Annotated in this window: 14 protein-coding genes; 5 read left to right on the top strand and 9 right to left on the bottom strand. The window is 72.1% G+C overall.

What is annotated here, in order from left to right:
• Positions 1-6: 6 nt before the first annotated feature.
• Positions 7-1554, bottom strand: coding sequence for a DAK2 domain-containing protein (locus H4W80_RS26620; protein ID WP_192787586.1), 1548 nt, complete (start codon positions 1552-1554; stop codon positions 7-9).
• Between the two features lie 207 nt (positions 1555-1761).
• Here H4W80_RS26620 and rpmB point away from each other — a divergent pair, with 207 nt between their 5' ends.
• Positions 1762-1947 carry a 50S ribosomal protein L28 gene (rpmB, locus tag H4W80_RS26625; protein WP_043618345.1) on the top strand — a complete coding sequence of 62 codons (186 nt, stop codon included), beginning with the start codon at positions 1762-1764 and terminating at the stop codon, positions 1945-1947.
• Between the two features lie 86 nt (positions 1948-2033).
• Here rpmB and thiD read toward each other — a convergent pair whose 3' ends face one another.
• The 3 genes from thiD to H4W80_RS26640 form a co-directional block, all read right to left on the bottom strand.
• Positions 2034-2837, bottom strand: a complete 804-nt coding sequence (thiD, locus tag H4W80_RS26630; RefSeq protein ID WP_192787587.1) for a bifunctional hydroxymethylpyrimidine kinase/phosphomethylpyrimidine kinase — start codon at positions 2835-2837, stop codon at positions 2034-2036.
• An 8-nt stretch (positions 2838-2845) separates the two neighbouring features.
• The gene (locus H4W80_RS26635; RefSeq protein ID WP_192787588.1) at positions 2846-4453 is read right to left on the bottom strand and encodes a hypothetical protein; all 1608 of its coding nucleotides are present in this window, start codon (positions 4451-4453) and stop codon (positions 2846-2848) included.
• A 269-nt stretch (positions 4454-4722) separates the two neighbouring features.
• Positions 4723-5688, bottom strand: coding sequence for a thiamine-phosphate kinase (locus tag H4W80_RS26640; protein WP_318787071.1), 966 nt, complete (start codon positions 5686-5688; stop codon positions 4723-4725).
• A 47-nt stretch (positions 5689-5735) separates the two neighbouring features.
• Here H4W80_RS26640 and H4W80_RS26645 point away from each other — a divergent pair, with 47 nt between their 5' ends.
• Entirely contained in the window at positions 5736-5969 is a 234-nt protein-coding gene (locus tag H4W80_RS26645) for an Lrp/AsnC family transcriptional regulator (RefSeq protein WP_106249262.1), read from the top strand.
• Between the two features lie 13 nt (positions 5970-5982).
• The gene (locus H4W80_RS26650) at positions 5983-6414 is read left to right on the top strand and encodes a DUF3515 domain-containing protein (protein WP_192787589.1); all 432 of its coding nucleotides are present in this window, start codon (positions 5983-5985) and stop codon (positions 6412-6414) included.
• A 10-nt stretch (positions 6415-6424) separates the two neighbouring features.
• Here H4W80_RS26650 and H4W80_RS26655 read toward each other — a convergent pair whose 3' ends face one another.
• The 3 genes from H4W80_RS26655 to H4W80_RS26665 all read right to left on the bottom strand — a co-directional run bounded on the left by H4W80_RS26655 (position 6425) and on the right by H4W80_RS26665 (position 9317).
• On the bottom strand, positions 6425-7519 hold the full coding sequence (locus H4W80_RS26655) for a D-alanine--D-alanine ligase family protein (protein ID WP_192787590.1): 1095 nt from the start codon (positions 7517-7519) through the stop codon (positions 6425-6427).
• Positions 7520-7591: 72 nt separating this feature from the next.
• The gene (locus H4W80_RS26660) at positions 7592-8602 is read right to left on the bottom strand and encodes an NAD(P)H-dependent glycerol-3-phosphate dehydrogenase (protein WP_192787591.1); all 1011 of its coding nucleotides are present in this window, start codon (positions 8600-8602) and stop codon (positions 7592-7594) included.
• Positions 8603-8606: 4 nt separating this feature from the next.
• Positions 8607-9317, bottom strand: a complete 711-nt coding sequence (locus H4W80_RS26665; protein WP_192787592.1) for a lysophospholipid acyltransferase family protein — start codon at positions 9315-9317, stop codon at positions 8607-8609.
• Between the two features lie 80 nt (positions 9318-9397).
• Here H4W80_RS26665 and cofC point away from each other — a divergent pair, with 80 nt between their 5' ends.
• The gene (cofC, locus tag H4W80_RS26670; RefSeq protein WP_318787072.1) at positions 9398-10033 is read left to right on the top strand and encodes a 2-phospho-L-lactate guanylyltransferase; all 636 of its coding nucleotides are present in this window, start codon (positions 9398-9400) and stop codon (positions 10031-10033) included.
• An 86-nt stretch (positions 10034-10119) separates the two neighbouring features.
• On the opposite strand, the gene H4W80_RS26675 is transcribed toward cofC, so the two are convergent.
• Positions 10120-11328, bottom strand: a complete 1209-nt coding sequence (locus H4W80_RS26675; RefSeq protein ID WP_192787594.1) for an MFS transporter — start codon at positions 11326-11328, stop codon at positions 10120-10122.
• Positions 11329-11385: 57 nt separating this feature from the next.
• On the opposite strand from H4W80_RS26675, the gene H4W80_RS26680 reads away from it, so the two are divergent.
• On the top strand, positions 11386-11625 hold the full coding sequence (locus tag H4W80_RS26680; protein WP_192787595.1) for a hypothetical protein: 240 nt from the start codon (positions 11386-11388) through the stop codon (positions 11623-11625).
• Positions 11626-11710: 85 nt separating this feature from the next.
• Here H4W80_RS26680 and H4W80_RS26685 read toward each other — a convergent pair whose 3' ends face one another.
• Complete coding sequence (locus H4W80_RS26685) at positions 11711-12010, bottom strand: HU family DNA-binding protein (protein ID WP_185068084.1); 300 nt, start codon at positions 12008-12010, stop codon at positions 11711-11713.
• Between the last annotated feature and the right edge of the window lie 10 nt (positions 12011-12020).

The raw sequence follows: 12020 nt of genomic DNA on the forward strand, positions 1-12020 counted from the left end.
TCGGTGTCACTCCACGCCGATCAGGAGCGGATAGCCGCCCTGCTCGCCGTCGTACACGACCAGATCCACGTCGGGCCGCGTGCCGCGCAGCTGTTCCTCCAGCCGCGCGGCGAGGCCCGGCGGCGCCTGCGCGCCCGTGACCAGGGTGACCAGCTCGCCGCCGCCGGCCACCATCCGGTCCACGACCATGGTGGCCACGCGGTCGAGCGAGCCGCCGATCACGGCGACGTCCCCGTCGATCATGCCGAGCACGTCGCCGGGGCGGCACAGCCCCGCGCTCGTCATCGCCTCGCGGTCCGCCACCGTCACGTGTCCGTACCGCGTGTGCCCGGCCGCGTCCGTCATCGCCACCACGTCGTCGTCGAAGCGGCGCAGCGGATCGTGTACGGCCAGCGCGGCGAGCCCCTGCACGGTCGCCTTCGTCGGCAGCACGCTGACCACGACCCCGTCCTCGCGGGCGACCTCCGCGGCCGCGGCGGCGACCGACCTGACGCCCTCGTCGTTCGGCAGGACCGCGACCTCGCTGCCCGCCTGCCTGATCGCGGCCAGCAGGGCGGGCAGGCTGGGCCGGGTGCCGGGCTCGCGGCGTACCACGACCGCGCCGCACTCCTCGAACAGCGCCGCGATCCCGTCGCCCGCGGCCACCGCCACCACGCCCCGGCCCGCGCTGCCGCGGTGGGTGCGTTCGGCCAGGTACGTGATCCTGATCCGGTGCGGCCGCCCCGCCCGCAGCCCGGCCTCGACGGCGGGACCGGCCTCGGCCACGTGGACGTGCACGTTCCACAACCCGTCGCCGCCGACCACGACCAGCGAGTCGCCCATGGCGTCGAGCTCCTCGCGCAGCGCGGCCACCGCGGCGTCGTCGGCGTCCAGCAGGTACATCACCTCGTAGCCCGCCCCCACCTCGGCCATCGGCGCGACCCGCGAGGTCGGCGCGGGCACGTCGTAGTGGTCGCTGTAGGAGTCGGTGATCACGGAGGCCAGGGTCTCCAGCACGATCGCCGCGCCCGCGCCGCCCGCGTCCACCACGCCGCTGCGGGCCAGCACGTCCAGCTGGGAAGGCGTGCGGCGCAGCGCGGCGCGGGCCTCGCCCGCCGCCTGCCGCGCCACCGTCCGCAGGTCGCCCTCCTCCACGTCCTGTACGGCTCGCGCGGCCGACTCCAGCACGCTCAGCACCGTGCCCTCCACCGGCCTGGCCACCGCCTCCCTGGCCAGCACGGCGGCCCTGAGCAGCCCGGCCCGCAGGTCGGAGCCGTCCTTGAGCACCTCGGCGAGGCCGCGTAACGCCTGGCTGACGATCACGCCGGAGTTGCCGCGGGCCCCGACGAGCGCGCCGTACGAGAGCGTCTGCCACACCACGGCCGCGTCCACGTCGTCGGGCAGCGACTCGACGGCCTCGGCCGCGGACAGCATGGTCAGGTGCAGGTTGGTGCCGGTGTCGCCGTCGGCCACGGGGAAGACGTTCAGCGCGTCGATCTCGGTCCTGGCCCGGCCGAGCGCGTCGGCGGCCAGGCGGGCCCAGCGGCGCACCGCCGGCGGGTCGAGGATCTTCATCTGCACCCTCCCGGCTCCCGGCGTCGCCCGAATGCGCTACGGTTGTCGATGGAGAATATCGCCGCCGGACCACCGGTCCAGCGTTCCGGTTCGCGCCCATCGGTGTGGATCGGATATTCTCGTCTGGCTGGCCGGTTGTCCCGGCATGCCCTCCGCCCGGAAAGCATCAGCGGACAGGGCTACATCGACTGTTTTAAGGAGCGAACCGTGGCTTCCGTCTGCGATGTCTGCCGCAAGGGCCCGACCTTCGGCAACAACGTGTCCCACTCCCACCGCCGTACCCGTCGTCGTTGGAACCCCAACATCCAGACGGTCCGCGCGGTCGTCGGCGGCACGCCGAAGAAGCTCAACGTGTGCACCTCGTGCATCAAGGCGGGCAAGGTCACCCGCTAGTCTTCCCACTTTCGCGCAAGCCCGTAGCTCCCCAGGGAGCCGCGGGCTTGCGCGTTTTCTTCACCAAAGCGTTTTCTTCCCCGAAGTCAGCGCCAGCGCCAGGCGTGGTCCACCGGGCCGATGCCGCTCCCCAGGGGGAAGCCGCGCGCGATCGCGCCCGTCACGTACTCCTTCGCCTTCCCCACCGCCTGCGGCACGTCGTCGCCCAGCGCGAGCCGGGAGGCGATGGCCGAGGCCAGCGTGCAGCCCGTGCCGTGGGTGTGGCGGTTGTCGAGGCGCTCGGCGGCGAACCGGTATTCGTCCGTGCCGTCCGTGAGCAGGTCCACCGGCGCGCCCGGCAGATGGCCGCCCTTGATCAGCGCCCACCTGGGCCCGAGCTCCAGAACGGCCTCGGCCGCCGCCCGCAGCCCGTCCTCGTCCTCCACCTTGACGGAGGTGAGCTGCTCCACCTCCCACAGGTTCGGCGTCACCACGGTGGCCACGGGCAGCAGCAGCGTCCGCAGCGTGTCGACGGCCTCGGGCGCGAGCAGCGGGTCGCCGTGCTTCGACACACCCACGGGGTCCACGATCACCGGCGCGGCGTACGAGCCGAGCGCGTCGGCCACGACCTCGACCAGCGCCGGGGAGGCCAGCATGCCGGTCTTCACCGCCTGGGCGCCGATGTCGCCCAGGACGGAGTCGAGCTGCGCGCGTACGGCCTCGGGCGGCAGCTCCCAGTAGCCCTGGACGCCCAGGGAGTTTTGAGCCGTCACCGCGGCGATGACGCTCATGCCGTGGACGCCCATGGCCAGCATGGTCTTCAGGTCGGCCTGGATGCCCGCGCCGCCCCCGGAGTCGGAGCCGGCGACGGTCAGCACGCGTGGAGGGGTCGAAACCGTCATGTCCCCCATCCAACCACTCAGCTGATGGCGCAGTCCCCGCTGACCAGCCCGCAGTTGGCGGCCTTCTGGCCCTTGCCCGTGGCGGTGAACGAGACGTTCACCGAGTCACCGGCCGACAGCGACGCCGACAGGTCGAGGATCAGCAGATCGCCGTCCTGCGTCCACTGGGCGCCGGTCACGGTCATGACATCGCCCTCGACCGGGACGGAGACCGTCGGGTTCTCCAGCGTCTCCTTGGAGGAGTTCGAGAGCGTCATGTCGGCCCGGTAGCTGAGCACGCGCTGCTTGATGGTCTGGGTGATGTTCATCGCGCCGCTCTGGCCGGACCCGAACGTGTTCGTGCTGGACGGGAGCGGGGTGCTGCCGCCGCTGGTCCCGCCGCCGGTGTCGGAGTCGTCGATCGTCGAGGGCTCCTCGGTCGGCGTCTCGGAGGCGAGCTCCTCGACGGGCGGCGTCGGCTCCTTCGTCGGCTTCGCGGAGGTCTTCACCTTGGTCTTGGTGGGCGTGGGGGTCGCGGAGGCGGTGCGGCGCGGCGTACGGGCGCTGTACGAGGCCGTCGGCGCCGCGGTCTTGGACGGCGTCGGCTCGTCCGTCGCCGACTCCTCCTCGGACGGCTCCTCCTCCGGCGTCGTCTCCTCCTCGGTCGGCTGGGAGGCCGCGGGACCCGGCTGGTTGTTCGTCGCCTGGACGGCGGCGCAGGTCGCGCCCGCGCACTTGTCGGGCGTACCCGGCGAGCTCATGAACTTGACGCCCGCCACGGTGCCGCCGAGGACGACGGCGACCGCCGCGACCGACAGCAGCGCGACGCGGCCCTTGCCGCCGCCCGACGACGGGGGCGGGGTGAGCACGTCGTCGCCGCCGCGTCCGCCCTTACGGCGCCCGCGGCGGCCCTTGGACTCGTCCGGCCCGTCGAGGCCGGGGTCGGCCGCCCAGTCGGAGGCGAGGAAGCCGGTCTCGGCGTTCGCCCAGGCGGGCGCCTGCACGGCCGTGGGCTCCCCGGCCACCTTGACGTCCCCTGGCTCGGGAGGACCGGCCGACATGGGCACCGCGCCGGTACGGTCGCCGGGCCCGTCGAACGGCCCGGGCCGGTCGCCGGGAGGTGGTCCGCCGAAGGCGCCACCCGGCACGTCGGGGCCGTCGAAGAAGGCCGTGTGCTCCATGGGCCCGTCAAAGGGACCAGGCGTCTCGAAGGGGCCGCGCCCGGCGGCCGGCCCCGGACCCGGCCCTCCAGGACCGGGGGGAGCGTCCGGGCCGCCGAAGAAGGCCGTACGCTCGGCGGGCCCCTCCATGGGAGCCGCGGCGTCGAAAGGGCCCCGCCCGCCGGGCGCGCCCGGCGGGCCGTCGAAGAAGGCAGTGCGTTCCATCGCCCCGTCGAAGGGGCCGGGACGGTCGGCGTCAAAAGGGCGGTCGCCCGGTTGGCCCCATTCCGGCGGCCGGGCGAAGGCGCCCGTCGTCTCGAACGGCCCGGCCTCCTCCCCAGGACCCGGCTGCGGGAAGCCACGCACGGGGTCGTTGGCCGAGGGGAAGCCGCCGTCGGAGTTGTTGGGCAGCGCGAAGGCACCGGTGGTCTCGAACGGCTCGGACTGCGGCCCGCGCGGAAGCGGTCCGTCAGTGCGCCGCGGCATGGGAGCCCACTGGCCCGTCACCTCGGGTTCGTCCGGCAGCGAAGGCCAGCCCGGCGGCTCGGCCTGCTCGTCAGGACCCCAGAATGCGCTGTTGTTCCCCCGTTCATCCCCGTCGTCGGATCCACCTGTGCCGTGGCGGCCCATGGCTGCCCTTTCTCGCGGTTACAGTGGCCGCCAATCTTCATAACACCTTTGCGACACCGTTGTCACAGCAATCCCCGGAGTCCCACCACAAATCCGGAAAATGTCACTTAAATCGGGACAAGTCATCACCGAAAGTGATCCCAGCCGCGGCGGCCGATCTCCCGTCCCCGCACCAGCACGCCTTCGCCCTCGACCACCCGGCCCACGACCTGCCACGACGGCGGCAGACGTACCTCCGCGGGGAAGACCGCGGCGAGCGCGTGATCCTCACCACCCGTGAGCACCCACTCCAGCGGATCGGCCCCCAGCTCCTTGGCCGCGACCGAAACCGGCTCCCCCACGGCGAACGCCCCCGGATCCAGCTCGATCCGCACGCCACTGGCCTCGGCGACGTGGCCGAGGTCCTGCAGCAGCCCGTCGCTGACGTCCAGCATCGCGCTCGCGCCCAGCTCGGCCGCCCCCGGCCCCATCGCGTACGGCGGGCTCGGCCGCCGATGCGCGACCACGACCTCCTCCACGACGGGGTTGTCCGGCACGCCCGCCTCCAGCAGCGCCCACCCGGCGGCGGCGTACCCCAGCCGCCCGGCCACCGCCACCACCTGCCCGGGCCGGGCGCCCGAGCGCGTCACGGGAGCCCGCCCGCCCAGGTCGCCCAGCGCGGTCACCCCGATGACCACCAGGTCGCACCGCGTGATGTCGCCCCCGGCCACGCTCGCCCCGACCACCGCGCACTCGTCGCGGAACCCGTCGGTCAGCCCGTCCAGCCACTCCAGCGGCAGGTCGGCGGGCACGCCCAGCCCGACCACGAGGGACGTCGGCACGGCGCCCATGGCGGCCACGTCGGCGAGGTTCTGGGCGGCGGCCTTACGACCCACGTCGTAACCGCTGGACCAATCCCGCCGAAAATGTCTACCCTCGATCAGCAAATCCGTTGAGACCACGACCCGGCCGTCAGGCGCGCTGACCACGGCGGCGTCGTCCCCCGGACCGAGCATTACCGCCGCACCCTGGGGCAGACGACCGGTAATCCGATTTATCACTCCGAATTCGCCGAGATCTCCGACTGTGATGACGCACCTCCTGACGCACACAGGGTACGGTGGCCCTTCGGCGTGATCCAATCGCCCGGGAGGACGTGATGGTGCAGGCCTACATCCTTATCCAGACCGAGGTCGGCAAGGCCGCTGCCGTGGCTCGCGAGATTTCCGGGATTCCCGGGGTCACTCAGGCGGAAGACGTGACGGGGCCCTACGACGTTATCGTGCGCGCGGAGGCCAACAACGTCGACGAGCTGGGCAAGCTCGTCGTCGCGCAGATTCAGGCGGTGGAAGGGATCACGCGTACTCTTACGTGTCCGATCGTCCACATTTGAAGGTAGTCGTCGCATGCGTGCCGCCGCCGCCCTGCTCGTTCTCCTCGCGCTCGCCGGTTGCGGCGGCACCGTACAGGTCGATCCGCCCAAGCCGACGGGCGAGGCGGTGACGGCCTGCGGCAAGCTGGCGACGCTGCTGCCCCAGACGCTCGACGGCGACCGGCGTGGCACGTCCACGCCCGAGTCGCCGTACGTGGCCGTCTGGGGCGACGGGAGCATCGCGCTGCGCTGCGGCGTCCCGAGGCCCGCCAGGATGGCGCCCACCGACCAGCTCCAGGAGATCGGCGGGGTGGGGTGGTTCGCCGATCCCGACAAGCCCACGTTGTTCACCGCGGTCACGGACGCGGCCTACGTGGAGGTCACGGTCGGCGGCGAGCACGTGGCCGCCGAGGTGCTGGCGGACCTGTCGAAGCCGATCGCCCAAATCTCGCCGCCGTCCCGGTGACCGCGCGAGCTCAACGCAGGCCAGCCGAGCGCGACAGCGCGAGCTGGATGAGCCGGTCGACCAGCGCCGGATAGTCCAGCCCCGAGGCGGCCCAGAGCTGCGGTGCTACCGACAGCGACGTGAACCCCGGCATGGTGTTGATCTCGTTGAAGACCAGGTGGCCCTCGGGCGTGTAGAAGAAGTCGACCCGCGCGAGCCCCTCGCAGTCGAGCGCCTCGAACGCGCGCACCGCCATGGCCCGCAGCTGCTCGGCCGCCTCCTCGGGGAGGTCGGCGGGCACGGTGAGCGACATCTGGTCCGGGTAGTACTTCGCCTCGAAGTCGAAGAACTCCTGGCCGCCCTCGACCTTCACCTCGCCGGGCCGTGACGCGACCGCGGGCTCGTCGCCGAGCGACTCCAGCACCGCGCACTCGATCTCGCGGCCCACGATGGCGGCCTCGATGAGCACCTTGGGGTCGTGCTGCCTGGCGAACTCCACGGCCGCCTCCAGCTCGCCCAGGTCGTGGGCCTTGGAGATGCCCTGCGAGGACCCGGCCCTGGCGGGCTTGACGAACACCGGCCAGCCGAGCCCCTCCGCCTCCTTCAGCACGCGGTCGCGGTCGAGCCGCCAGTCGCGGTCGCGTACGACGACGTGGCGGCCGATCGGCAGACCGGCGGCGGCCATCACGGTCTTCATGTGGGCCTTGTCCATGCCCACCGCGCTGGCCAGCACGCCCGAGCCGACGTAGCGCACCCCGGCCATCTCGAGCAGCCCCTGGATGGTGCCGTCCTCGGCGAACGGGCCGTGCATCACGGGGAACACCACGTCCACCGCGCCGAGCTCCACGGGGATGCTGCCGGGGTCGTACGCCACCAGCGAGCTCCCACCGGACGGCAGCGCCAGCGCCGCGCCCGAGGTGTCGACGATCGGCAGCTCGCCCGACTCGATGGCGAACCGCTGGTCGGAAGCCGCCAGCACCCACCTGCCGTCCTGGGCGATCCCGATGGGGATCACCTCGTACTTGCTCCTGTCGATCGCATCCAGCACACTGCCCGCGCCCATCAGGGACACGGCGTGCTCCGAATTGCGGCCTCCGAAAACAACGGCGACGCGTGGCTTGCTCATGGTGTCCGAATCTACCGGGGTGTCCGGGTCACAGCGAGCCGAGCACGCCGTAATCAGGACTTTCTCCCACGCTCATACCCCGTAACGCTCCGGCTTGGGCGATCGGGACATGAGCAACATACCCGCCTCCGCCGGCGACATGCCGTCGTGCACGACCCCGACGACGACCTCGGTGATCGGCATCTCGACGTCGTGCTTCCTGGCCAGCTCCAGCACGGACTCGCAGGACTTCACGCCCTCGGCGGTCTGCTTGGTGGCGGCCACGACCTCGGCGAGGGTCATGCCCCTGCCCAGGTTCTCGCCGAAGGTGCGGTTGCGCGACAGCGGCGAGGTGCAGGTGGCCACGAGGTCTCCCATGCCCGCGAGCCCCGCGAACGTGTGCTGGTCGGCCCCCAGGGCCGCGCCCAGGCGGGAGATCTCGGCCAGCCCCCTGGTGATGAGCATGGCGCCGACGTTGTCGCCCATGCCCATGCCCGCGGAGACGCCCACGGCCAGGGCGATCACGTTCTTCACCGCGCCGCCCAGCTCGACGCCGACCACGTCGGGGTTGGTGTACGGACGGAACCACGGCGGCAGGTGGCAGATCGCCTGCAGCCGGGCGGCGACCGACTCGTCGGTGCAGGCGACGACGGTGGCGGCGGGCTGGCGTTCGGCGATCTCCCTGGCCAGGTTGGGGCCCGAGACGACCGCGACCCGCTCCTCGGGCACCTCGGCGACCTCGCGGATCACCTCGCTCATCCGCTTGGTCGTGCCCAGCTCGATGCCCTTCATCAGGCTCACCAGGACCGCGTTCGGCGGGAGGTGCTCGCGCCAGGCGGCCAGATTGGGCCGCAACTGCTGCGACGGCACCGCCAGCACCACGAACTCGGCCCCGTCGAGCGCCCGGGCCGGGTCGGTCGTGGCGCGCAGCCGCTCCGGGAGGGGGATGCCCGGCAGGTAGTCGGGGTTGACGTGGTCGCGGTCGATCGCCTCGACCAGCTCCCGCCTGCGCCCCCAGAGCGTGACCTCGTTGCCTGCCTCGGCCAGGATCATCGCGAACGTGGTCCCCCAGGAACCCGTGCCGAAAACGGCCACCTTTGTCATGCCATCACCGCCCGGCGGGATCGTAGGGAGTCTCGGGGGCCTTCTCGCCACGCAGCTCGGCGAGCTGCTGGGTGATCGCGGCCGTGATGTCGGCCGTCGCCGCGCGCAACACGTCCGCGTGCAGCTCCTTGCCTTCGTACTTCGACAGGTCCACCGGTGGGCCCACCGACACGCGGAACGTCTTGCGCGGGAACAGCCTGGGCTTCTTCTCCCCGTACGGCAGCAACTCATGCGCGCCCCAGTGGGCCACCGGGATGACCGGCGCGCCGCTCTCCAGCGCCAGCCGCGCCGCGCCCGTCTTGCCCACCATGGGCCACAGATCGGGATCGCGGGTGCAGGTGCCCTCGGGATAGAACAGGATCGCGCCGCCGTCCTTGAGCCGCTGGGCCGAGATGTGCAGGGACTTCGCCGCCTCGGCGCTGCCCCGGTCGACGGGGATGGCCAGGAGCGCCGTCACCGCCCTGCCCAGGAACGGCACCCTGAACAGACCGGCCTTGGCCAGGATTACCGGCCAGCGCCCGTTGTTGTAGAGGAAGTGCGACAGCAGGACCGGATCAGTCCATGAGAGGTGATTGGCCGCGATGATCACACCGCCGGTGCGCGGGATGCGCTCCCCACGACGCCAGTCCCTCTTGACCAGGAGCCGGGACAGCGGTTTCACGAGGACGACTGCCAGGGTTTCCCAGAAACGCGACGGTCGCGCGGGGCGGCTCATGGTCTCCTCCAACACGTACGGGATGCGCCCCAAGTCTCCCGGTTGGCCGCGCGGGATGTCGAGGCGGGATGCTTAAGACTATGAGCATCCGCTGGTCGCTGGTCATCCCGGTGAAGACGCTGGTCGCGGCGAAGACGAGGCTGGCGGCGGCCACGGGCCCGCACCGGACCCGGCTGGCCGTGGCCGTGGCGAGTGACACGGTGGCGGCGGCGCTCGCGTGCGCGCGGGTCGCCCGGGTGATCGTGGTGACGGCCGACCCCGCCGCGGCCGGGCCGCTGGGCGCGCTGGGTGCCGAGGTGGTGCCCGACCCGGACCGCGGCCTGAACACCGCCCTGCGCACCGGGGCCGCCCATGCCGTACGCGTGGCGCCCGGCGACGCGGTGGGGGCGCTCCAGGCGGACCTGCCCGCCCTGCGGTCGCCGGAGCTGGGGACGGCGCTGGAGGCCGCCGCCGAGTTCGACCAGTCCTTCGTGCCGGACGCGCTCGACGTCGGGACGACCTTCTACGGGGTGCGGCCCGGGATGCCGTTCACGCCGAGGTTCGGCGGGGAGTCGCGGGCCAAGCACCTGGCGGGCGGGGCGAAGGAGCTGTGCGTGCCGGGGATCGACTCGGTGCGGCGGGACGTGGACACGCCCGACGACCTGCGCGCGGCCATCGCCCTGGGCCTCGGCCGCCACACGGCCGCGGTCGTCGCCGAGCTGTGGCCCGGCTCATGACGTCTTGCCGGAGATCCTCATGACGTCTTCGCGGAGGTCCTCATGACGTCTTCACGGAGATCCTCATGACGTCTTCGCGGAGATCCTCATGACGTCTTCGCGGAGGTCCTCATGATGGCGGGCGAGGTCGCCACCGCCAGGTGCGCCAGGCCCATCACGGCCACGCCCGCGGCGAAGGCCGCGTAGCCGCCGAGCCACTCCCCCAGCGCGCCCCCGGCCAGCCCGCCGAGCGGGTACGCCCCCCACATGAGGAAACGCATGCTGGCGTTGACCCGGCCCATCAGGTGGTCGGGAGTGATGCGCTGGCGGTAGCTGAGCTGGGCCACGCCGAAGATCGAAGTCACCACGCCGAACAACGACGAGGCCACCGGGAAGATCAGCAGCCGCCAGCCGGGGCCGGTCGCCAGCGCGGGCAGGTAGAGCACGGTCGCCAGGACGGCGGAGCCGTACAGGGCCGGGCCGCTGCCGAAGCGCGCGGTGACGCGGGCCACCAGCGCGGCGCCCACGAGGGAGCCGACGGCGGCGGCCGACAGCAGCAGCCCGTACTGGGCGGAGCCGACTCCCAGCTCCTTGACCAGGTAGAGCGGCAGGCCGACCGTGGAGATGCCGTTGGCCGTCATGACGAGCGCGCCCCCGACCGCGACCCTGCGCAGCACCCGCTCTCCCGCGACGAACCTGATGCCCTCCGACACCTCCTGGCGCAGCCTCCGCTCGCTTCGCCGCGGGCTCTCCTCGGCCCGCACGCCCGACAGCAGGAGCGCGGAGAGGAGATAGCTGACGGCGTCGGCGAGCAGCGCGATCGGCGCGGTGAACACGGCCACCGCCCAGCCTCCTAAGCCCGGCCCCGCGAGCAGCGAGGTGTTCCTGGTGACCTCCAGGACGCCGTTGCCGCGTTCGAGGCGCTCCTTGGTCACGATGGCGGGCAGGAAGCTCATGTGGGCGACGTCGAAGAAGACCGTGCCCACGCCCAGCACGAGGGCGACCGCGTACAGCTGCGGCAGCGTCAGCACGTCGAGCCAGGCCGCCACCGGGATCGACAGCAGCGCCACGCCCCGCGCGACGTCGGACCAGATGAGGATCGGGCGGCGCCGCGACCGGTCCACCCACACGCCCGCGGGCAGCCCGATCAGCAGGAACGCGAGCATCTCGGCCGCCGACAGCAGGCCGAGCTCGAAGGCCCCGGCGTCCAGGACCAGGAGCGCCGCCAGGGGCAGGGCCACGACCGTGACCTGCGTTCCCGTCTGTGTGATGGCGTTCGCCCACGCGAACCGCCAGAAATCGCCCGTACGCCCCATGTCGCTTCATCCTGGTGGCCTGGCCGGGCGAGGGGCAAACGAATTACGCTGATCAGCGTGCAGGGAACGGTACGCAGCTTCGACGAGACCACGCGCTCGGGGACGGTGTTCCTCGACGACGGGACCGTGCTGGAGTTCGGCACGCCCGCCTTCGACGCGGGGCCGCTGCGGCTGCTGCGCACGGGGCAGCGGGTCAACCTCGGGATGTCCGGCGGGCGGATCGCCTACATCACGCTCTCGACCTTCCCGGTCCCCGACGCCTTCGGCGGCCGGCCGCCGGCGGGCGATTCCGAGTAACTTTTGCCGGGTCCCGGCCGCGCCGATTGCGGGCCGAAAAGCGAAACGCCCGGGCCGATGGCCCGGGCGGAAGCGCGTGCTGGGTTTACTTCTTCTTTCCGACTTTCTTGCCGCCCTGGTTGACCAGTTCCTTGAAGTCGGATCCCGGGCGGAACTTCGGCCCCCAGCTCTCGGGAACGTTGATTTCCGCGCCGGTCGACGGGTTCCTGGCCGTGCGGGCGGGCTTGTTCACCATCTCGAATGCGCCGAAGCCCGTGATCGAGACCTTGTCGCCGCTCGCCACGGCTTTCTGGATGGTGTCGATGACCGCGTTGACGGCCTCGGTGGCCGTCTTCCTGTCGCCCACCCGATCAGCGATGGCCTCGACGAGTTCTCGCTTGTTCATGAAAGTCCTG

Origin of the sequence: Nonomuraea angiospora, assembly GCF_014873145.1 — a bacterium.
Classification (GTDB): Bacteria; Actinomycetota; Actinomycetes; order Streptosporangiales; family Streptosporangiaceae; genus Nonomuraea; species Nonomuraea angiospora.

What these genes read in the sequence shown, in the direction of transcription:
- H4W80_RS26620 (WP_192787586.1), bottom strand. Translation starts at nt 1,554, where the DNA reads ATGAAGATCCTCGACCCGCCGGCGGTGCGCCGCTGGGCCCGCCTGGCC.
- thiD (WP_192787587.1), bottom strand. Translation starts at nt 2,837, where the DNA reads ATGGGGGACATGACGGTTTCGACCCCTCCACGCGTGCTGACCGTCGCC.
- H4W80_RS26635 (WP_192787588.1), bottom strand. Translation starts at nt 4,453, where the DNA reads ATGCCGCGGCGCACTGACGGACCGCTTCCGCGCGGGCCGCAGTCCGAG.
- H4W80_RS26645 (WP_106249262.1), top strand. Translation starts at nt 5,736, where the DNA reads ATGGTGCAGGCCTACATCCTTATCCAGACCGAGGTCGGCAAGGCCGCT.
- H4W80_RS26650 (WP_192787589.1), top strand. Translation starts at nt 5,983, where the DNA reads ATGCGTGCCGCCGCCGCCCTGCTCGTTCTCCTCGCGCTCGCCGGTTGC.
- H4W80_RS26655 (WP_192787590.1), bottom strand. Translation starts at nt 7,519, where the DNA reads ATGAGCAAGCCACGCGTCGCCGTTGTTTTCGGAGGCCGCAATTCGGAG.
- H4W80_RS26660 (WP_192787591.1), bottom strand. Translation starts at nt 8,602, where the DNA reads ATGACAAAGGTGGCCGTTTTCGGCACGGGTTCCTGGGGGACCACGTTC.
- H4W80_RS26665 (WP_192787592.1), bottom strand. Translation starts at nt 9,317, where the DNA reads ATGAGCCGCCCCGCGCGACCGTCGCGTTTCTGGGAAACCCTGGCAGTC.
- cofC (WP_318787072.1), top strand. Translation starts at nt 9,398, where the DNA reads ATGAGCATCCGCTGGTCGCTGGTCATCCCGGTGAAGACGCTGGTCGCG.
- H4W80_RS26675 (WP_192787594.1), bottom strand. Translation starts at nt 11,328, where the DNA reads ATGGGGCGTACGGGCGATTTCTGGCGGTTCGCGTGGGCGAACGCCATC.
- H4W80_RS26685 (WP_185068084.1), bottom strand. Translation starts at nt 12,010, where the DNA reads ATGAACAAGCGAGAACTCGTCGAGGCCATCGCTGATCGGGTGGGCGAC.